This is a genomic window from Crenothrix sp. (assembly GCF_043729335.1).
Lineage (GTDB): Bacteria > Pseudomonadota > Gammaproteobacteria > Methylococcales > Methylomonadaceae > Crenothrix.
Map to the genome: position 1 here is coordinate 62,534 of NZ_JAYTLQ010000060.1, position 21,758 is coordinate 84,291.

Consider the following 21,758-nt stretch of genomic DNA (forward strand, 5'->3'; position numbering starts at 1 on the left):
GTATGTTAAAATTTGAACATGTAACCAAACGTTACCCTGAAACCGGTGATGTGCTGCGCGATGTCAGTTTTCATTTGCAACGCGGTGAAATTGCTTTTTTAACAGGGCATTCGGGCGCAGGCAAAAGTACATTATTAAAATTGATTGCAGTGATAGAGCGTTCTACGCGCGGACAAATTATATTGGACGGTCAAAGTTTGAACCGTGTCAAAGAAAGCCAAATACCCTATCTTCGCCGAAAAATGGGTTTTATTTTTCAAGATTATAAGCTGCTACAAGATAGAACGGTTTTCGATAATATTGCTTTGCCGCTGGTAATTGCAGGCTATGGCCATCAAGAAATTGCGCGTAGGGTGAGGGCGTCGTTAGATAAAGTGGGTTTATTGGGTAAGGAACGCAAATATCCGTTGGCATTATCAGGCGGGGAACAACAACGCGTCGGCATTGCCAGAGCCGTGGTCAACAAACCGCAGTTGATTATTGCTGACGAGCCCACCGGAAATTTAGATCCGGAACTGTCATCAGAAATCATGACATTATTTGAAAGTTTTCAGCAAGTAGGTGTGACCGTATTGATTGCATCGCACGACCTTTTCCTGATTAAAAAATTAAATCATCGTGTGCTAACGCTGGATCACGGGCAACTGGTTGCAAGTTAGGTTATGAAACAAGCCAAATCAACTAAGCATAAGTCTCAAACCAAACCGGATAATCGCAAGAACACGGCATCACGTGGCGGTTTTTTTAGTAAAGTGGAAGCTTACCGCGATCAACATGCGCACGCATTGTTTTCCAGTCTGGGACGTATGGTGGCATCGCCTTTTGCTTCAATCGTGACCATAATAGTGCTGGCGATTACCATTTCGCTGGCAGGTGGTTTTTATATGTTAGTGGTTAATTTACAGCAGTTAACCGGCAGCTTAGAAGACAGTAATCAGATTTCCTTATTTCTTAAAGACGATGTATCTGATGCCTATGCCAGTAAATTTGCAGATAGCATCAAAGACAATGCGAATGTTCAATCGGTTAAAGTGATTAGCAAAGAGCAAGGCTTAGCCGAATTTGAAACCTACAGCGGTTTTGGTTCTGCCATTAATGCCTTGGAAGTTAACCCGTTGCCTATTGTTATTCAAGTATTGCCCAAAGATACTTTAGAAGATGAGCAAAGCTTAGTGGCTTTATTTGACGACTTAAAACGTTCTCCTGAAGTAGATTTGGCGCAGATGGATATGCAATGGGTTAAGCGTTTGCAATCTATTGTCGCTATTGCCAAACGAGGGACGACTTTATTAGGGTTAATGCTAGGGATTGCGGTGATATTTGTGACCGGCAATACCATTCGACTGGAAGTACATAATCGCCGCGACGAAATTGTGATCGCTAAATTAGTGGGTGCTACCAATAGCTTTATTCAGAGGCCGTTTTTATACAGTGGCTTTTGGATAGGTTTGTTATCCGGGGTGATGGCGTGGTTTATTGTGACCATCATGATGCTGATTTTAAAGCAATCTGTCGAGACGCTTTCCGCGCTTTACCAGGATGCATTCAAGATGCTGTTTTTCAGTTACGGTGAAACTTTTATATTGCTGGGTATTTCCTGTTTGCTGGCAGTATTGGGTTCATGTGCGGTTTTACAGTTTCAATTGCGTTATACCAAACTCAATTAAAAGCTGGGTTTTGGTGGGTCGATATCAGTTGCGGTAATGTAGAGATGCAAATCTTGCATCTCTACGCTCATCCGTTTAAATCACCCATCTGATTAAAATCCTTTACCTGACGATGTTCGGCTTGGGGTTCAATCAAACCATCCCTAACCAACCATAGTGTTTGAAACCCTGCGCTACGTGCGGCATCTAGTTCGCTCTTAATATCGGATAAAAATAAAATGTTAGTCGGCGAGTTGCCAATTTGATCCGCTATGTGGCTATAAGCACCAGGGTCTTGTTTGGCTCCGATGCGGGTATCAAAATAACCTGAAAACAGCGGCGTTAAATCACCCTGTTCGGTATGGCCAAACAATAGCTTTTGTGCGTGTACCGAACCCGACGAATAAACATACAGATCAATGCCACTGGCTTTCCATGCACGTAGATTTTCTACCACATCGGGATAAATATGGCCTACAAAAGCGCCCAGTTGGTAACCTTCTTCCCATATCAAACCTTGCAAAGCTTTGAGCGGCGTTACTTTTTTGTCTTCGTCTATCCAGGTAATCAATTGGGCAATCGTTTGATCTAAGGTTAATTGCATGGCTACGCTATCACGCACATCTTGTAATAAAGACTGAATTTCTGGCTCATCTTGATGCTGGCGTACAAACTCTGGGATATGGGTTCGCGCGTAAGGAAATAACACATCCTTAACAAATGAAATGGATGACGTGGTGCCTTCAATATCGGTAACAATGGCTTTAATCATGGCAGTGCCGCCACGGTTTGGTCAAGGGTAGGAAAGGCTTTGGCAATGTCATTATCGGTGAAATCAGCAACCCAGCCTTCCGTTGTAGTGAACAAACGAATACATTTAAAGCTGGGGTTTTCACCCATGTCAAACCAATGTTTAGTATTTGCCGGCACGCTGATTAAATCACCTTTCTCACATAACACCGCATATACCTTGTCACCTACATGCAAGGAAAACAGCCCACAGCCGTCAATAAAAAAACGCACTTCAAAATCACTGTGAATGTGTTCGGCTAAAAATTTTTGCCGTAGCGTGGTTTTTTCAGGGTGGTCGGCATTCAAATTGATAATATCAACGGATTTAAAACCATACTGAGTTTTTAAACGTTCGATAGGTTCTTGATAAGCCGCTAATATATCATCCTGACTGGCATCTGGCGTTAAGTTACAATCGGCTTGCCAACGTTCAAACTGTACGCCAATAGCCTTAAGTTGTTGCTCAATCGAGGAAAAATCCCGGTAAGACTCACCGTGTTCAGGCTGGTTATTTGCATAAATCGTTAATAGGCTCATATTTTTACTCCGTGTAGACTTAGTTCGCAACCCAATAGAAAATCCAACGCTTCAAGTAGATGTAGAGTGTGCATTACCGAATCACTCCATGTATAAAGACCGTGCCCTGCAATGATATAAGCATGAATGTCCCCGTGTTGGTCTATGTAACGATCGACCTGTTCAGACAGGCGTGGAATATTTTGATCGTTAGCAAAAATCGGTACAATAATCCGAGCTTCATGCGTATCAATACCTGGTAAAGCTTTTAACAATTCATAATCTTGCAACACCACTTCTGTTTTAAAAATACGTGATGCCAGCGTGGCATTCATGGAATGGGGATGCAGAATAGATTGAATATCAGGATAACGCTTATAAAGCGCAGTGTGCAATACGGCTTCTGCGGAGGGCTTTTTACCATCTAAAGACTGAGCCTCGCTATCAATCAACATGATATCGCTTTGCTGTAAGCAGCCTTTGTGCGTTCCGGAAACCGTAATAGCAATAGTGTCATCGGCCAGCCGCGCAGAAAAATTTCCGCTTGTGGCTGGCACCCAACCTTTATTGTCAATAAATCGCCCGGCTTCTATCAACTGGTTTGATAAGATAAAAAAATCATTGGGGTAAGTCATCGTCACTGCTCATGGATTTTATTGAACTGCAATGATACCTGATCCAAATAGTTTAGCGTATGGGAATCGGCAAAAACTGCGACCATTTAGCTTTACCGCCAATTTTATCCCGGCTCGGTATTTCGCTATCCTGCCAACCACCGCCCAGCGCTTTAATGAGTAAAACACAGGCATCCAAACGCTGCCCGAACAAGATAAGCACGGTTAGCTTATTATTGAGTGCTATCACTTGGGCCGTCATCACTTCAAGATAACTGACGGTTCCTGCCTGAAACTGGTTGCTTTTTAAAGCTAAGGCTTGTTGGGCCAAGTTTGCCGCTCTGCCCTGAACTTCAATTTCCTGATTTAAAATACGCAAAGCAGCCAGCTGATCTTCAACCTCTTGAAAGCTTGTCAGCACGGTTTGGCGGTAAGCGGCGACACTGTCATCATAAACAGCAATGTTTGCCGCCATTTGTGCGCCACGCGCGCCGCCATCAAATAAAGGCAAGGCAAAAGCCGCAGGCCCTAATGCCCAATAACGCACGGCTGTAGTAAATAAATTAGATAATGTTCCTGCTTGAAAACCGTTGGTAGCTGATAAGTTAACGGTTGGAAAATAGGCAGCTTTAGCCACACCAATTTGCGCATTGGCGGCGGCAATCTGACGTTCCGCCGCAGCAATATCAGGGCGGCGCTCTAACAACTGCGAGGGCACAGTCAGCGGAATATCAGGCAGTTGGGAAGTAAGTGCTAGCGGGGCAATATGAAGTCCTGCCGGTGTTTTTCCCATTAATAACGCAATAGCGTGTTCCAGTTGGGCGCGTTGCACGCCAAGATCAATGGCTTGCGCCGTGAGCGCTTCGAGCTGGGTTTGTGCCTGTATAACATCAGATTTGGCCGCAACACCTACCGCATAGCGGTTTTGAGTGACTTTTAACGTTTGGGTATAAATGACGCTGGTGTCATCCAAAATTGCTTTTTGGGCATCCAGTGCCTGTAATTGAAAATAGTTTTGCACCAGTGTGGCTTGTGTTGATAAACGCAGTGCTTGTAAAGTGGCAAAATTGGCCTGGGCACTGGCCTGATTGCTTTCCACTTGTCTGCGCACACTGCCCCATAAATCAGGCTCCCAGGCGATACTTAATGCAGTATTAAATAAGGTTCTAACACCCGCTACCGCGACACTTTGCCCCGACGCGGCTTTAAACCGGTTTACAGAAGCATTCGCGTTAATGACAGGATAATACGCTGATTTTGCACCTTGCACCAAGGCTTGTGCTTGCCTAAATTGTGCTTCAGCTTGCGCTAATAATTGGTTATTAATACTTACTTGTGTTACTAAAGTATTTAAATACGGATCATTAAAAAGCAGCCACCATTTGCTGGGTAGCTTATCATCACTGGGCTGCGCCAGCTTCCAATCTTGGTTTTCTTTAAACTGGGTAATGTCGGCATTAGGGGCAGGGCGCTGATAATTTGGCCCGACAGTACATGAGCTTAACGTCATCATAAGGATTAAAACCCAAAAGCGTGAATGGGGTGGATGAGAAAGGTATTTATCCTTCTTTTCCTTAATTTCATGATGCCTATTATTTAGAGGTATAGCTTTCAAGGCAGCATTTTTCATGGCTTATGAAATAAATTTGAAGAGCTGCGGGGCAATACACGACGACACCAGGACTGAAAACCATCAATATACAAATAGATAACCGGCGTGGTGTACAGCGTTAAGATTTGACTAAACATAAGGCCACCCACAATGGCTATACCTAATGGCCTGCGCAATTCCGAGCCATAGCCAGTGCCTAATGCCAAGGGTAAAGCAGCTAATAGTGCTGCAAATGTAGTCATCATAATGGGCCTAAAGCGTAATAAGCACGCTTGGTAAATGGCTTCATCAGCTGGCATAGCGTGCGTGCGTTCAGCATCCAGGGCAAAATCAATCATCATGATGGCATTCTTTTTAACAATACCAATCAGCAAAATCACCCCAATTAAAGCAATAATGCTGAACTCGGTATGACAAAACATCAACGCTAAAATGGCACCAACACCCGCTGAAGGCAGCGTTGAAAGAATAGTTAACGGGTGCAGATAGCTTTCGTACAAAATGCCCAGTACGATATAAATAGCCAACAATGCTGCCAGTACCAACCACGGCTGGCTGTTTAATGATTCTTGAAAGGCTTTGGCAGTGCCCTGAAAACTGCCCCGTACAGAATCTGGCACAGCCAATTGCCCTAATACTTCTTGAATAACTTGAGTCGCATTAGATAAAGAAACACCGGGTTTTAAATTAAAGGATAACGTTGATGCCGGAAACTGCCCTTGATGATTAACAGAGAGTGCGGCATTAGTGGTGGCAAAATGGGCAAAAGCAGACAGAGGAACCTGTGCACCTTCGGGTTGGGCTAAGCTAGGCGGCCCACTGACATACAGGGTTTTTAGAGCTTCGGGACTTTGCGCATATTCTGGCGCAACTTCCATGACCACCCTGTATTGGTTAAGCGGGTTATAAATGACAGATACCTGCCGTTGTCCGAAAGCATCGTTTAAGGTTGAATCAATTAAAGCCTGAGTAACGCCTAAACGAGCGGCCGCCTGTCTGTCTATTTGCAATGAAATTTGCTGGCCTTTGTCTTGTTGCTGAGTATTGACGTCAGCAAGTTCAGGCCGTTGGCTAAGCGCCTGAATAATTTGTGGTGTCCAGATACGTAAATCCGACAGTTCTTCAGCTTGTAAGGTGTACTCAAACATGGCAGAGGAACTTCGCCCGCCTACGCGTAACTCCTGGGCAGGTTGTAAGGTTAATTTGGCTCCCGGCATTGCCGATAAACTATTGCGCAGGCGTTCTTGTAGCTGGTCGATATTGAGTTGCCGTTGTTCCAGAGATTTTAGAATGACAAACATTTGTCCGCTATTGCTGGCGCGGCCTCCGCCACGACCGCCGGTGAATCCCAATACATTATCAATATCAGGATCTTCGCCGACTTTTTCTACAAAACTCAGCAGTTTTTTTTGCATGGCTCTTGATGATATGGTTTGATCCGCTTGAATAAAGCCAGTTAAACGCCCGGTATCCTGGGTCGGGAAAAATCCTTTAGGCACTGCGATATAAAGATAAATATTGCAGGCTATGGTCACCGCTAACAATAGCAATACCAGTAAACGATGCCGTAGTGCCCATCGTAATGAGCTTCCGTAATGCTTTGTTACACGGTTAAACCAGCTTTCATTGGTTTGATGAGGTTGATCAGATTGTGTGTTGCTATGAGGTTTTAATAATAAGGCACACAACATCGGTGTCGTAGTTAACGCAACGATTAACGAGACAATAACCGCCGTCGATAAAGTGACGGCAAACTCCTGGAACATGCGTCCCACAATGCCGCCCATCAGTAAAATAGGTAAAAAAACCGCTATCAAAGACAAACTCATAGACAGCACGGTAAAGCCGACTTCCTGGGTGGCTTTTAACGCTGCTTGCTTAGGCGGTACGCCTTGTTCTATATGGCGTGCGCTATTTTCCAACACCACAATGGCATCATCAACCACAAAGCCGGTCGCGACCGTTAACGCCATTAAAGACAAATTATCCAGACTGTAATGGCACAAATACATCACAGCAAAAGTGCCCAGCAATGACAGCGGTACGGTGATGATAGGGATCATGGCTGAGCGCCAATTGCGTAAAAACACCAGCACGGCAATAATGACCAAGCCAATGGCAATCAGCAGGCTGCGTTCCACTTCGTGCAAAGAAACCCGAATGGTACCCGAACGATCCATGGCCACCGACAGATCAATTGCCCTGGGCATAGAGGCTTTTAACTGCGGTATTAATGCCGTTACTTTATCTACCGTCTCAATAATATTAGCGCCAGATTGTTTGTTTAGTACCAATAACACGGCAGGTTGGCTATTAAAAAATCCGGCATAACTCAAATCTTCAGCCGAATCGATAGCGCTACCCACATCAGATACTCGGATGGCGGCGCCATTGCGGTAACTAATAATTAACGGCTGATAATCATGGGCGGTTTTGGCTTGATCATTGTTGGCGATTTGCCAGCGCCGTTGGACATTTTCCAGGCTGCCTTTAGGTCGGTTAACATTAGCGGAGGTAATGGCATTACGCACATCAGTAAGCCCCAGGCCATAGCGTGCCAAGGTATTAGGGTTAAGTTCCAACCTAACCGCTGGCAACGAACTGCCGGTAATGGTGACTTGGCCAATACCGTCAATTTGCGCGATTTTTTGCTCCAGCAAGGTGGCTGCCACATCGTACATCTGTATTCGTGACAGCGTTTTTGAGGTTAAGGCCAGTATCATAATCGGCGTATCGGCGGGATTAATCTTGCGATAACTGGGACGACTGCGAAGGTTGCTGGGTAACAAGGTGCTGGCGGCGTTAATGGCGGCTTGAACATCCCGCGCCGCACCGTCTATATCACGGGAAAGATCGAATTGTAAGGAAATATTGGTAGAACCCAACGAGCTGGAGGATGTCATTTCGGTAATACCGGCAATAGTACCTAATGATCGTTCGAGGGGGGTAGCTACGGTTGCCGCCATGGTTTCAGGATTAGCACCCAGTAAGGTGGCCTGCACTGAAATAGTAGGGAAATCAATTTGTGGCAATGGGGCGACCGGCAACTGAAAAAAAGCCAGAATACCCGCCAAGGCAACACCCAGGCTTAAGAGGGTTGTGGCAACGGGTCTGTTGATACAAGCAGCCGAAATATTCAAGATGCCCCCTAAGCTGTGCTTTTAGTAAAGCGTTGACTCAGGCGATCAAACGCCAAATAGATCACTGGCGTGGTAAACAAAGTCAGCACTTGACAGACAATCAAACCGCCTGCCATGGTAATGCCCAATGGATGACGCAACTCATAGCCCACATCAGTACCCAACATGAGCGGCAATGCGCTGAGCAGGGCGGCCATCGTGGTCATCATAATGGGTCGAAAACGCAGTAAACAGGCCTGATAAATTGCCTCGCGTGCTGGCAAACCTTGGTGACGTTCAGCTTCCAGAGCAAAATCGATCATCATGATGGCGTTTTTTTTAACGATGCCAATCAACAAAATAATGCCAATAATCGCAATAATATTTAAATCATTATCCGATAGCCTAAGGGCGAGTAATGCACCCACACCCGCTGATGGCAACGTCGATAATATAGTCACCGGATGGATAAAGCTTTCATACAGCACGCCCAAGACAATGTACACGGTCACAATCGCAGCGACAATCAACCATAAGGTATTGCTGAGTGACGCGTTAAATGCCTGGGTAGCGCCCTGGTAATCAATTTGTACGCTTTTTGGTAATTCCATTGATTGTATGGCTTTTTCGATAGACTCAACAGCAGGGCCCAAAAACGCACCCGGTGCTAAATTAAAAGAAACGGTTGATGCAGGAAACTGATCCAGACGGTTGACAGCCAACGGCGCTAAGCGTTCAGTTACCGTTGCCATGGATAATAACGGCACTTGCGTACCGTTGCTGGAAGGAATCCGTACCGCAGCCAAGTTCGCTATATCGCTACGATATTCCGGCTTGACCTCCAAAACCACCCGATACTGATTTGCCTGGGTAAACATGGTCGACACCAGACGCTGCCCAAAAGCGTTGTACAAGGCATTATCGATATCGGCCATGCTAACGCCCAGACGGCTAGCGCTGTTACGATCTACCTTAATGAATGCTTGTAAGCCATTATTTTGGCTATCACTGGCTACATCTGCCAATTCCGGCAACTGGGCAAGGCGATCTACAATGCGCGTTGTCCATTCATTTAATTCATCGGTATCGGCGGAGTTTACTGTAAATTGGTACTGGGTGCGGCTAACCTTGTTTTCAATCGTTAAGTCTTGCAAGGGTTGCATGTACAGCGTTATGCCTTGTACTTCATCCAGTTTGGGTTGCAGGCGCTGAATTATTTGGGTGACGGTCAGGTTACGTTCAGCCAGCGGCTTTAAATTAATCAAAAGTCGGCCACTATTTAAGGTTGCATTAGTGCCATCTACGCCAATTAAGGAAGATACGCTTTCTACCGCCGGATCATTTAAAATGACTTGCGCTAAAGCCTGCTGCCGCCCTGCCATAGCGACAAAGGAGATGTCTTGTGAGGCTTCGGAAATACCTTGGATAACACCGGTATCTTGCACCGGGAAAAAGCCTTTTGGGATAGCCAGATAGAGCACGGCGGTCAGCAACATCGTTAAAAATGCGACTAATAAGATAATGCCCTGAAAGCCTAACGCGACATTTAGCATTTTGCCGTAAGCTGTCGTCATGCCATCCAGAAAACGGCCACTCACCCGGTAGAACCATCCGGCTTGCTTTTCATCTACCGCATGTAACATGCGCGCGCACATCATCGGGGTTAGTGTTAATGAAATAACAGCAGAAATCAAAATAGCGACGGATAAAGTTATGGCAAACTCGCGAAATAATCGCCCCACCACATCACCCATAAATAACAACGGTATCAGTACCGCAATTAAAGATACCGTAAGTGATAATATGGTAAAAGCAATTTGCTGAGAACCTTTCAGTGCTGCTTGCAAGGGAGATTCGCCTGCTTCGATATAGCGGGTAATGTTTTCGATCACGACAATTGCATCATCCACCACAAAACCGGCGGCGATGGTTAAGGCCATTAAAGTAAGATTATTGATGCTAAAACCGGTTAAATACATCACTGCAAACGTACCAATCAACGACAGGGGAACGACAACAGCCGGAATCATGGTGGCGGATAGATTACGTAAAAACAGGAACATGACCAAAACTACCAAGCCTAGTGCCAGCATGAGTTCATGTTCTACGGCGTTTACCGAAGCACGGATGGTCGTGGTTCTATCTGATAATACCACCACATCTAATCCGGCAGGCAGGGCAGCCAGTGCTTGCGGCAATAGCTGTTTAATGCGGTCAACCACTTCGATCACATTGCTGCCCGGTTGACGTTGCACATTGACGATAATCGTCGGCTTGCCATTAGCCCAGGCTGCCAAGCGACTATTTTCGACATCATCTTTAACGTCGGCGACATCGGATAAACTGATAGGTCTGGCATTTTTATAAGCAATAATTAAAGCCGCATATTCTTTTGCAGAACGTAAAGAATCATTGGCATCAATAATGGCGGCACGGTTTTTACCATCAAACATGCCTTTGGGTTGGTTAACATTGGCATTACTAATAGCCAAACGTATGTCTTCCAGGCTTAAGTTATAAGCCGATAACGCAACGGGATTAGCCTGAATTCTAACCGCAGGACGCTGGCCACCACTGATAGTCACTAAACCGACACCCGACAATTGCGCCAATTTTTGCGCTAAACGGGTGTCGACCAAGTCTTCCACTTTATAAAGCGGTAACGTTTTGGAGCTGACGGCCAACGTCATGATGGGCGCATCGGCAGGATTGACTTTGCTGTATATGGGCGGTTTGGGTAAGTCAGCGGGCAACAAGGTGCTGGTTGCATTAATGGCCGCTTGTACTTCTTGTTCCGCGATGTCGAGATTTAAATTCAAGGCAAATTGTAAGACAATAACGGACGCGCCTCCTGAGCTGGTGGAGGTCATTTGCTTGAGGCCGGGCAATTCGCCCAGATTTCGTTCCAAAGGTGAGGTAATCAGCGTTGCCATCACATCCTGACTCGCGCCAGGATACAGTGTGACCACTTGCATAGTGGGGTAGTCCACTTGCGGCAACGCTGAAATAGGCAATTGCCGGTAAGCAAAAAGACCCAGCAGTAATAAGGCTAACATCAATAAAGATGTGGCAACCGGACGTAAAATAAACAGCCGCGATGGATTCATAACTGTTTTATAGGACGGGTTTGCGTCTGATCTTTTTGAAATTCAAGCGGATTGGAACTGGGTACATCGCGGTTAATCAATTTAACCTGCGTACCATCACGTAATTTATCAACGCCATCGACAATGACTAATTCATCCGCAGTAAGGCCGGTTTCAATAACCACTTGCTCGCCATTCACTGCGCCCAGTTTTACGTTGCGCACAGTAACGGTCTGGTCATCTTTGACCACATACACAAACGATCCGGATACCCCGTTTTGAATGGCGGCGGCAGGAACGGTTATTACTGAATTTAAGATATTTATCAACATTTTGACATTGACAAACTGGTTGGAAAATAACACGCCATCTTTATTATCAAACTGGCTTTTTAGTTTTACAGTACCGGTATTGATATCAATTTGGTTATCAATAGCCGTTAAATAACCTTGTGTCAGTTTTTTGTTGCCACTGCGGTCGTACGCTTCTACTTTTAATTGTTTGTTAAGTTGGCGTTGCTGCATAACGGCGGGTAAAGCATCTTCTGGTATCGTAAAGATTACGTTAATGGGTTGGGTTTGAGTTATAACCACCAGGGCAGTAGCATCATTGGCATGGATAATGTTACCTTGGTCAATTAAGCGCAAGCCTAAACGACCACTGATCGGTGCGGTAATTTGGGTATAGCTTAATTGCAGTTTGGCGTTATCAAGCACGGCTTGATCAACCGCTACTGTGCCTTGGTATTGTTTTACCAGGGATTCTTGTGTTGCCGTTTGCTGCGCTGAAATAGAGTCTTGCTGCAATAAGGTCTTATAGCGGGTGAAATCGGTTTGGGCATTTTTTAATAACGCAATATCACGTTTTAACTGGCCTTCGGCTTGCAGGACTTGTACTTTAAATGCACGCGCATCAATGTGCGCCAGCAACGTACCAGCGCGGACCATTTGGCCTTCTTTAAAATATATTTTGACTAATTCACCATCAATTCTTGATCTTATCGTAACCGTCTGTAAGCCCGTGACCGTGCCTAACCCGGTTAAATACACCGGCACATCTTGTTGGGTTGCAGGCGTTGCCACGGCAGCGATTACACCTTTAGTGCGTTTATCAGATGGATTGACGGGAATGCTTTGTTTGGATTGAAGAAAATAAGATTTGCCATAATAAGCAGCACCGATGAGTGCAATTCCCAGCGCTATTGCTAATGGCCACTTTAATTTTTGCTTAATCACTTGTTTGTTATACTCGCGATGTTGGTTTAGTGGCACAATGATACCCGAGATACTCTATTAAAATCGCCAGCAGTGCGTATTTTATGCGTTTTTGAATAAGCTTTATTGAATACGATCTTTTTGTACTTTACCAAGTTCAGTTCAGATGAAATGAGATAGATGGCTTAGTTTTGGGGTAATTTGCTTTATCACACTATTTTTGGATACAAAAATGACATGTGCATGATTATAAAATCATTTTAATTGCGTTTTAAGCGTTTTAATAGCGCGAACAAAACATTGGCGTATAACAAGAATGGTAAAAATTTAAACAGTATAATAGATAAGTTGACTATACTGATTAGTATCCAGAGTGTACGACGTATCTAACTGTTAGAGCTATACGATGACAGAATGATGACGTGCATCCCTAAAATTTTACATAAAGATAGCTACAATAGACTAAATTTTTGGTGATTGATTAGAATGATTGGTTTTTATCGTAACAACAGGTTGTCGACAGCTGCTGTGCTATTTTCGACATTATGGCTGTCGGTTGCCTGTAATAAAGGTGATCCTAAAGAGCATTTGCAGCGTGGTGTTGAGTATTTTAAACAGGGCGATTATGAAAAAGCCAAACTTGAACTGAAAACGTCTAGTCAGTCAGATAAAAATACTGCTGAAACCTATTATTACCTGGCTTTGCTGGATGAAAGGAATCATCAATACAAAGCAATGCGGGAAAACTTGTTAAAAGTTGTTGAGCTTGAGCCTAAAAATACTCAAGCGCGTTTAAAATTAGGCAAGCTGCTATTGCCTTTTGGTGAACCTGATGCTGCCTTGGAACAGGCCGAAATTATTTTGAAGGAGGCCAGTCAAAATTTGGATGCACTGGCGCTGAAGGCTTCTGTTTTTATTCGCAAGAAAAAACAGGAGGAGGCTTTAGCGCTTATTAACAACATATTGCAGAAAAATCCAAAATTTATTGATGCCTTATCATTGAAAGCGCTTATTTATAGCGAAAAAGGTGAATCGGATAAGGCGCTGGCTTTGGTTGATGAAGCATTGGCAGTAGATCCTAAAAATATTGATTTACATTTTTTTAAAATTCAATTGCATGCCAAAGCCCAAGATATGCCGGCTGTACTGGTGGATTATCAAAATTTGACGGTTTTATACCCTGAAAATCAGGACTATAAAATTACTTTAGCAAAACTTTATACCCAAGTGGGTAAAAAACAAGAAGCTGAAGCCTTATTGGGTGAGTTAATAGCGCTAGCACCCAACATTACTAAGCCGAGGTTATTGTTACTTGATTTTTTAAGTGATACTGCTCCGGATAAAGTAATAGAGCATTTGCATCAGTATATAGCCCATTTCAAGGATGCCCCACGCAGATTACTTGAGCTGGCAACGTGGACGATTACACGCAATCATCTCGATGAAGCCAGGAAAATACTGAATCAAGTTGTTGCTTTGGAAGATGACAGTTCTGTAGGGCTTTCTGCAAAAACCTTGCTGGCAAAAATAGCTTTTGAAGTACACGATTTAAAAGAGGCGGAACGTCTAATCGGCGAAATTTTACAAGATAATTCAAATTATAATGATGCCAAAGTGTTGCAGGCGAGAATATTTTTAGTCAGCAAACAATATGATAAAGCGATGGAGTTGTTAAGAAAGGTGTTGTTGAATCAGCCCGAGCTGGAAGAAGCCTTGTTATTGCTTGGGCAAACGTATGTTGCGACTAATGATCAGAAAAATGCTAGTCAATATTTTGAAAGCGCTCTAAAAATTAACCCCATTAATGGGCAGGCACTTGATTATCTTTATGACAAGGCGCTGTCCGAAAAAAAAATAAAATTAGCTAAAGACATGGCGACAACCGCCGTTAAATATCAAGGCAATAATCTGGCGTTTCTTGAAAAATTGGCGAGTGCTAGCCTATTGGATAAGGATCTTGAGGGTGCGAAAATAGCGGTACAGAAAATTTCGGAGTTAACGAATCCATTAGCGGTTGATGTGGCTCGGTATTTAAAGGCACAAATTTTTCAGGCTGAAGGTGAGTGCCACAAAGCGATAGACCTGTATAGAGCTTTGCTCATCAAGTTTCCTGGCAATCAAGACACGCTGGATAATATGGCGAGTTGTTTTGAGAAGCTAAATAAGCGCAATGACATGATCATTGTGCTACATGACTTGCATGCTAAAACTCCCGATAATGCCTCAATTAGTCTTCTGCTGGCAGATTTATTATTGCGGGAGAAAAAAATGTCGGAAGGCGTGGATATTTTAACAAAACTAATAAAAAACAACGCTAAAGTGCCTCAGGCCTATATTATATTGGCCAAGCTTAAAGCCGCTCAGAATGATAAAGTGGCTGCACTTTCGGCTTTTCAAGAAGGATTGAATCACAATCCTGACGCAATTAGGCTATCTTTATCTTTGGCTGACTTCTATCAGCAGCAAGGTGACAATGATTTGGCTGTTTCGATATATGAGGGGTTGTTGGCAAGAAATCCTAACCTGAATGGGGTGATTAACAGTTTGGCGGTATTATTAACGGATCAGTATTCTAGTGCGGAAATGCTGAAAAAAGCGGTTCAATTGACCGAACGTTTTAAAGATTCAGATCAAGCCTATTACCGAGATACTTATGCGTGGGCTTTGATTAAACAAGGCAAAGTAAACGAAGGCGTTACGATATTGCAGGAAGTCATTACCAGTCTACCGGATGTGCCGGTGTTTCGATACCACTTAGGCGTTGCCTATGCCAATAGCGACAATAATGGTAGTGCTATTGCGGAGTTGCAACAGGCTTTAGATTTAGTGAATAAAAATGGCAACTTTCCTGAACAGAAAGAAACAAAAATTTTGTTGGATCAATTGATTGCTAAAACCAGAGGCCATTAATTTTCTGGGTGTATTGTACACCTTCTGTCCCCCTCTTTGAAAAAGAGAGCTTAGGGGAGATTTATTAGATCTATCTCCCTGGCGGGTTAATATATTTTCCGTATCAAGTAAGAATATAGTGTATTCAAATAACTGAGGTATCTTGGGTGAGTTTTTTAAATATTATAAAACGGGTTTTACCCCTGCTTATTGTTGTGTTGATTACAGCTTGCGGTTATCCGCAATTGAGCGAAGAAGAAGACGCCGTTATTCCTACTGACTATACTTATATTATTGGGCCTGGCGACAGTATCAGTATTTTTGTTTGGGGCAATCCAGATATATCAACCACAGCCACCGTAAGACCTGATGGAAAAATAACCATTCCTTTAGCCGAAGATTTATTGGCTAGCGGTAAAACACCCTCTCAGCTGGCTCGGGTGATGGAAAAAGAGTTATCAAAGTATGTGCGAGATCCTCAAGTTGTTATTATGGTCAGTGGCTTTGAGGGTGTTTATTCTCAGCAAATCAGAATTATCGGTCAATTAAGCGGTGGCGGTGGCAGTAGTGGTGGCTTTGGCGGTGGTATTGGCTTAAGTAGCGGCGGCGGTATTGGCAGTAGCGGTGGATTTTCGGGTGGTGGCGGTGGATTTTCTGCGAAGGCGCTCCCCTATAAAAAAGATATGACATTGCTGGATCTGATGATACAAGTGGGTGGTTTAGGGCAATATGCCGATGGCAACAGAGCCAGTATTATTCGTAAAATTGACGGTGAATCACAGCACTTTGGTATTAGAATTAACGATTTAATCGATGATGCTGATTTATCTGCCAACGTAAAAATTCTTCCAGGCGATATTATTATCATTCCGGAAGCATTTTTTTAGCGGTTGAGCTGTAAAAGAAATAACAGGATGATTTAAGAAAGGCAACAAAATATATGCAAGAGCAAATTTCCGAAATTATCTATTATGCAAAGGGCGCATTAAAGTACAAGTGGCATGGCATCGTGGTCGCCTGGATGGTTTGCCTGCTTGGCTGGTTGTTTGTATTGGCTATGCCCAATAAATATACCTCCGAGGCCAGGGTGCATGTTGAAACCAGAACAATGCTGCAACCTTTGCTGCAAGGCATGACTATTCAATCTGATGTGCGTGGACTGCTGCGGGTTATGCAATTGCTCATGTTTACGCAATCTAATCTCGAGGAAATTATTAAATTGTCAGATCTGGGTAAAACCGTGCAAACCGAAGCACAGCGACAAGCCATGATTGCCCGGTTGAAAAAGGATATTCAAATTAATGGCGGCGGGGATGATATTTTTAGTATCAAGTACGAAGCGCTTGATCCGGATGTGGCAAAAAATGTTGTACAGGCAGTATTGACGGTTTTTTCCGAACAAACCCACAAATCTACAATTTCAGGTGCAGACGTTGCGAAAAAATTTATAGAAGAACAAATTCGTGATTATGAAACGCGTTTACGCAATGCAGAAAAAGCCAGAGAAAACTTTAAGCGGGCCAACTATGGTTTGTTGCCGGGTGAGGGTGGCGATCAGATTACGCAAGTGCAAAACATTTCCGGTTTATTGGCCGATGCTAAAATGAAATTGAACGAAACTCTGTCGCGTCGGGATGTGCTATTGCAGCAGATGAATAAGATTAAGGAATCGGATGCCGATTGGAGCGTAACGGATCTTCAACAAGATCAACATTTGTCAGAAGAAGATACGACGATTGGAGTGCTAACAACGCGAAAAAAAGAATTGCTGGTTCGATATACAGAAAGACACCCTGAAATTGTATCGATTAATAAAACCATTGCCTTGATGAAGCAGCGCAAACAACATGAACAGAAAGTTGAGTCACCAGAAAACCCGTTGATTACACCGAGTGTGATGGCAAATCCTTATATACAAACCATTCAGGTTTCGCTGAATGAAGCCGAGGCAGAAGTAGCATCGTCTCAATCTCGGGTTAAGGAGTTACAACTGCGGGTTAATAAGATTGACAATGAGTTGAATTCTCGGTTGACGGTAGAAACCGAGTTAAAAAACCTAAATCGTGATTACGACTCTATAAAAAGTAACTATGAAAAGTTACTGGAAAGTAGGGAACAGGCAAAAATGTCCGAAAAGGTTGATAATCAGGCAGAGGCATTGAAATTTAAAATTGCTGATGCCCCCAATAAACCGCTTAAGTCGTCTTCGCCACACCGGGAATTATTGTTTTCAGCTATTTTGCTGGGTGGCAGCATTTGTGGCTTGGGCTTAGCTTTATTATTGTATTTTATTAGGCCGACGATTATGTCGACTTTGCAGCTTAGGCAGTTAACAGGGCTTCCGGTGCTAGGTAGCGTGTCTTTAAAAATCACCGGCGATAAGTTGGATAAGTATAAAAAAGACAGGATTCGGTACGGTTTTGCCGGGGTGGGATTGGTGGTTATGTATGTTAGTTTTATGGCTATTGAAATGATGGATATAAGGTTTTTTAGTCTTTCCAAGCTCTTGCAGAGTATTACCTGACGTTTTTCTAGAGGCGCGCGATGAGTATCATTGAAAAAGCATTAAATAAAGCTAAAGATCAAGGGCGAGAAGCCAATGTCGCTACAGATTTTTCCAGAACTACATTCAGAAATACGGATAGGCCGCGTCCAGTAAATCAGGCTTTTACAGGCAACAGCTATGAAAAAAATAGCCATGATCTTCATCCATCTGAAGTGGTGGAAATTGACTGGAAGCGATTAGCCGAGCTGGGCTTTGTAACGCCGGATGACATCAATACCCAGACTATAGAAGAATACCGTAACATTAAAAGGCCGTTAGTCAGTAATGCCTTTGGTAAAAGCAGTTTAGGCATAGAGCGATCTAATTTGATTTTGGTGACCAGCAGTGTGCCCGGTGAAGGCAAAACATTTACGGCGATTAATCTTGCGTTAAGTATTGCTAATGAACGTGACAAAAACGTCTTATTGATTGACGCTGACGTGGCCAGGCCGTCAGTGTCGAAAACATTAGGCATTAAATCTTCACCGGGTTTGATTGAATATCTGGAATCTCCGGATATGAGTTTTTCAGAGATTGTGTTGGCAACCAATATGCCGGGGCTTAGTGTCGTTCCGGCAGGAAAAAAGCATAAATACTCAACCGAACTGCTTTCAAGTAACAAAATGAGTCTTTTGGCGCAGGAGTTAAGTACCCGCTATCCTAACAGGATGGTGATATTTGATTCGCCACCGTTGTTGGCAGCCACGCAAGGCGAAGTGCTCGCCAAACTGGTAGGGCAGGTCGTATTGGTGATTGAAGCCGAATCAACGTTACAAAGCATGGTGATGGAATCGGTGAGTAAACTGGCGCCGTGTGATGTGGTGCTGGCGGTTTTTAACAAATCACAAGGCCATATGGATGGCAGTTATTATGCTTATGGACAATATGCACACTAAACTCGGCTATCAATTTAAGACGACCTTGTCGAAGGGGTTGTTGTTCATGGTTCGACAAGCTCACCACGAACGGATTTTTTAAACTGTCCCGTCTTAAGTGGTAGCCCTAAACCCTATTGCTAGTTTTAATCTATTTGTAGTTAATGAATAATGAAAATATGCGGTGTGTGTTTTGAGCAATTGAAATCGAGAAAAGTCTAGAATGCTCAAGAAAAATACATTTTTCATTAATAGCTGTGTTACGTATATTTTTTTTTATCACGGACAGGTTTATGCGCAAAACTGGCATTTAACGCCTAGTATTCAATTGCAGGAAATTTACTCGGACAACATCACCTTAGCGTCATCAGATAAAGCTAAAAGTGCGCTGGTTACTTCGCTAAGTCCAGCAGCCTTTATTGTTTGGCGGGCAGGTAAGTCTAATCTTAACCTCTACTATAATATGCAAAATTTGTACAATGCCCACGGTGATGGTGATTACAGCCTGGCGCACCAGTTACAGTTTAATGCCCATAATGTATTGTCGCAAAATCGGCTGTTTGTGAATTCCAGGGCTTCAATTAGTCAGCAAAATATTAATAATAATCGTTTGGTTAGCGATAATATATCAGGAAGCAGAGCGGATACCACGACGGTAAGTTCGGTGGGTATTTCGCCGACCTGGCTACCGAGTTTTGGTCATTATGCCAACGGCAGTGTGCGGGTTAACGCTGATAGCTTCTCTTCAGGTGCGAGTGGCAGCACGAATGGTAATGCCAATAATGCTAACGGTACTATTGCTGATTCCGTAAGCATTGCTGAAATAGTTCAGCTGAATAGCGGCAGCAAATTTAAACGGATTAGCTGGACGGCAGGTTTTAGTAATGCGCAAAGTTATCGAGCTGGTGCTGATGATGTGACTTTTCAAAATTCGCACGCAACATTAAGAACATACATGGATAAGCATTTTAGTTTGTTTGCGACGGTAGGCCAAAGCGCCAATCGCTTCACTTCGCAAACAAACAGTAATCAAAATGGCTTTTTTTATACGTTAGGTGGCCGTTGGACACTCAGCAGGCATTACTGGGTAGAAGCTGGTGGCGGCAATAACAGCTATATTACAGTTAATATTTCGCCCATGCAGCGCCTGAGTTGGTTAACCACATTACGGCACAATACAATAGGCACAAATTCGGGCACCACTTGGCAGACGGCATTGAACTACAGAACGCGACGATCCAGATGGTCATTAATGCACAATAACGATACCCTGACCGGTCAGGATATTTTGAGCAATCGTAATTTTAGCGGTGGTGTGAATAACGACAACAACGATAATTCTCCAGTCTTGCAACCTGATCCAAATTTAACGGGTATTCCAACCACTACCGTACCTTTAACTAATGAGGTTATTGTGAGAGAAAGCTGGAATCTGGCGGCGTCTTTTTACACCGGCAAGAGTTCAATTAGCATTAATGCGTTTAAGCAGAATAGAACCTTTCAAACAAGCAAATATACCGAACATGTCAGTGGTGTGAATGCAACCTGGAATTGGCAGTTTGCCCGTAAGACCAGTGCTTATTTACGTCCCCAGTGGCAGCAGATTGATAGAAATGATCCACAGTCTGCTCTGTCTCAATCGCATGATAATCGTTATGATTTTGCCGTAGGGCTAAACCAAAGCATTACCAGCCGACTTAATGGCAGATTGGAGTTTAACCATTTAAAGCAAACATCGGATTTACCTAAAAACGATTATCAAGAAAACCGCGTAACAGCCAACCTATTTATGAGATTTTAATTATGTATGACGGTTTTTATAACCTCAGTAAAAAACCCTTTCAGCTAAATGCGGACAGTGACTTTTTCTTTAACAGTGCGGTACACAAACGCGCACTGGCTTATATGCGCTATGGATTAACGCAAGGCGAAGGCTTTGTAGTGGTAACGGGAAAACCCGGTACCGGTAAGACCATGCTGGTTAAGGAGTTGGTCAATAGCTTAAACAGTGATGACATCACCATAGGGATTATGGTGTCATCACAGGTTGGCGCAGATGATTTACTGAAGATTATTTCGGCAACTTTTGGTTTGCCTTATGATGGCGAAGATAAGGCCACTTTGCTGACCCGTATTGAACGCTTCTTTATTCAACAAGCGGTTGAAGGCAAAAGAGTACTCATGATTGTCGATGAGGCGCAAAATCTGCCCAAAGATTCATTGGAAGAATTGCGTATGTTGTCTAACTTTGAAATGTCCGGCAAAGCCTTGTTCCAGACCTTTCTGATTGGCCAGTTGCAATTGGGTGAAACGCTGTTTTTACCAGAAATGGAGCAATTAAGACAGCGCATCGTTGCTACCTACCAATTGAAACCCCTGGAAGAAGAGGAAACTAAAAGTTACATCCTGTTTCGTCTTGAAAAAGCCGGCTGGCAACAAACGCCACAATTCGAAGAAGACGTTTTTAATGCCATTTGTACTTATACCCAAGGTATTCCAAGACGCATCAATACCCTGTGTGATCGGGTCTTGCTGTTTGGCTATCTGGATGAATTATCGGTTATTGGCTTAAATGCGGTTAATAAAGTGATTGCCGATATTGAGGAAGAAGCCTCTATTGTGACTGATGAATTTCATGATGTTGTAGCTTTATCTGCATCATTGAGCCTAAATCATTCGGATACACTTTCTCCCCAGTTGGAAGAAAGAATTGCTGCTTTGGAAAAAACAGTGGTTAATTTGAAAACTGTTTTGAACAAAGAACGCTCATTGTTACGTAAAGCCATCCTTATCCAGCTTGAAATGGGTGATGTTTACGATGATATTAGCGAATAAAGGGCATCGTTAAAT

General features: G+C 43.5%; 15 protein-coding genes. 8 read left to right on the top strand and 7 right to left on the bottom strand.

Annotation, left to right across the window (positions count from 1 at the left end):
- Nucleotides 1–2: 2 nt before the first annotated feature.
- The gene (ftsE, locus tag ACHZC4_RS14795) at nt 3–659 is read left to right on the top strand and encodes a cell division ATP-binding protein FtsE (RefSeq protein ID WP_394754639.1); all 657 of its coding nucleotides are present in this window, start codon (nt 3–5) and stop codon (nt 657–659) included.
- 3 nt (nt 660–662) lie between these two features.
- Nucleotides 663–1,667 (top strand): permease-like cell division protein FtsX, encoded by a 1,005-nt coding sequence (gene ftsX / locus ACHZC4_RS14800; RefSeq protein WP_394754640.1) that lies wholly within the window; start codon nt 663–665, stop codon nt 1,665–1,667.
- Nucleotides 1,668–1,734: 67 nt separating this feature from the next.
- Here ftsX and mtnC read toward each other — a convergent pair whose 3' ends face one another.
- From mtnC to ACHZC4_RS14835, 7 genes are all read right to left on the bottom strand, one after another.
- Nucleotides 1,735–2,418: an acireductone synthase gene (mtnC, locus tag ACHZC4_RS14805; RefSeq protein WP_394754641.1), complete on the bottom strand. Its 684-nt coding sequence runs from the start codon at nt 2,416–2,418 to the stop codon at nt 1,735–1,737.
- Nucleotides 2,415–2,975, bottom strand: a complete 561-nt coding sequence (locus tag ACHZC4_RS14810) for a 1,2-dihydroxy-3-keto-5-methylthiopentene dioxygenase (protein WP_394754642.1) — start codon at nt 2,973–2,975, stop codon at nt 2,415–2,417. Before ACHZC4_RS14810 ends, mtnC begins: the two co-directional genes overlap by 4 nt.
- On the bottom strand, nt 2,972–3,589 hold the full coding sequence (locus tag ACHZC4_RS14815) for a methylthioribulose 1-phosphate dehydratase (RefSeq protein WP_394754643.1): 618 nt from the start codon (nt 3,587–3,589) through the stop codon (nt 2,972–2,974). The genes ACHZC4_RS14810 and ACHZC4_RS14815 overlap by 4 nt, the downstream gene beginning before the upstream one ends.
- Before the next feature lie 52 nt (nt 3,590–3,641).
- Nucleotides 3,642–5,081: an efflux transporter outer membrane subunit gene (locus ACHZC4_RS14820; protein WP_394754644.1), complete on the bottom strand. Its 1,440-nt coding sequence runs from the start codon at nt 5,079–5,081 to the stop codon at nt 3,642–3,644.
- 113 nt (nt 5,082–5,194) lie between these two features.
- On the bottom strand, nt 5,195–8,320 hold the full coding sequence (locus ACHZC4_RS14825; RefSeq protein ID WP_394754645.1) for an efflux RND transporter permease subunit: 3,126 nt from the start codon (nt 8,318–8,320) through the stop codon (nt 5,195–5,197).
- Between the two features lie 8 nt (nt 8,321–8,328).
- Nucleotides 8,329–11,406, bottom strand: coding sequence for an MdtB/MuxB family multidrug efflux RND transporter permease subunit (locus tag ACHZC4_RS14830; protein WP_394754646.1), 3,078 nt, complete (start codon nt 11,404–11,406; stop codon nt 8,329–8,331).
- Complete coding sequence (locus tag ACHZC4_RS14835) at nt 11,403–12,656, bottom strand: MdtA/MuxA family multidrug efflux RND transporter periplasmic adaptor subunit (protein ID WP_394754647.1); 1,254 nt, start codon at nt 12,654–12,656, stop codon at nt 11,403–11,405. Before ACHZC4_RS14835 ends, ACHZC4_RS14830 begins: the two co-directional genes overlap by 4 nt.
- 429 nt (nt 12,657–13,085) lie before the next feature.
- Between ACHZC4_RS14835 and ACHZC4_RS14840 the strand changes: the two genes are divergently transcribed.
- The 6 genes from ACHZC4_RS14840 to ACHZC4_RS14865 all read left to right on the top strand — a co-directional run bounded on the left by ACHZC4_RS14840 (nt 13,086) and on the right by ACHZC4_RS14865 (nt 21,743).
- On the top strand, nt 13,086–15,509 hold the full coding sequence (locus ACHZC4_RS14840) for a tetratricopeptide repeat protein (RefSeq protein WP_394754648.1): 2,424 nt from the start codon (nt 13,086–13,088) through the stop codon (nt 15,507–15,509).
- Between the two features lie 146 nt (nt 15,510–15,655).
- A complete protein-coding gene (locus ACHZC4_RS14845; RefSeq protein ID WP_394754649.1) occupies nt 15,656–16,375 on the top strand; it encodes a polysaccharide export protein in 720 nt (239 codons plus the stop codon).
- Between the two features lie 53 nt (nt 16,376–16,428).
- Entirely contained in the window at nt 16,429–18,012 is a 1,584-nt protein-coding gene (locus ACHZC4_RS14850) for an XrtA system polysaccharide chain length determinant (protein ID WP_394754650.1), read from the top strand.
- A gap of 20 nt (nt 18,013–18,032) precedes the next feature.
- Nucleotides 18,033–18,929: an XrtA-associated tyrosine autokinase gene (locus ACHZC4_RS14855; protein WP_394754651.1), complete on the top strand. Its 897-nt coding sequence runs from the start codon at nt 18,033–18,035 to the stop codon at nt 18,927–18,929.
- Nucleotides 18,930–19,131: 202 nt separating this feature from the next.
- Entirely contained in the window at nt 19,132–20,709 is a 1,578-nt protein-coding gene (locus ACHZC4_RS14860) for a TIGR03016 family PEP-CTERM system-associated outer membrane protein (RefSeq protein WP_394754652.1), read from the top strand.
- A 2-nt stretch (nt 20,710–20,711) separates the two neighbouring features.
- Nucleotides 20,712–21,743, top strand: coding sequence for an XrtA/PEP-CTERM system-associated ATPase (locus tag ACHZC4_RS14865; protein ID WP_394754653.1), 1,032 nt, complete (start codon nt 20,712–20,714; stop codon nt 21,741–21,743).
- Nucleotides 21,744–21,758 lie beyond the last annotated feature (15 nt).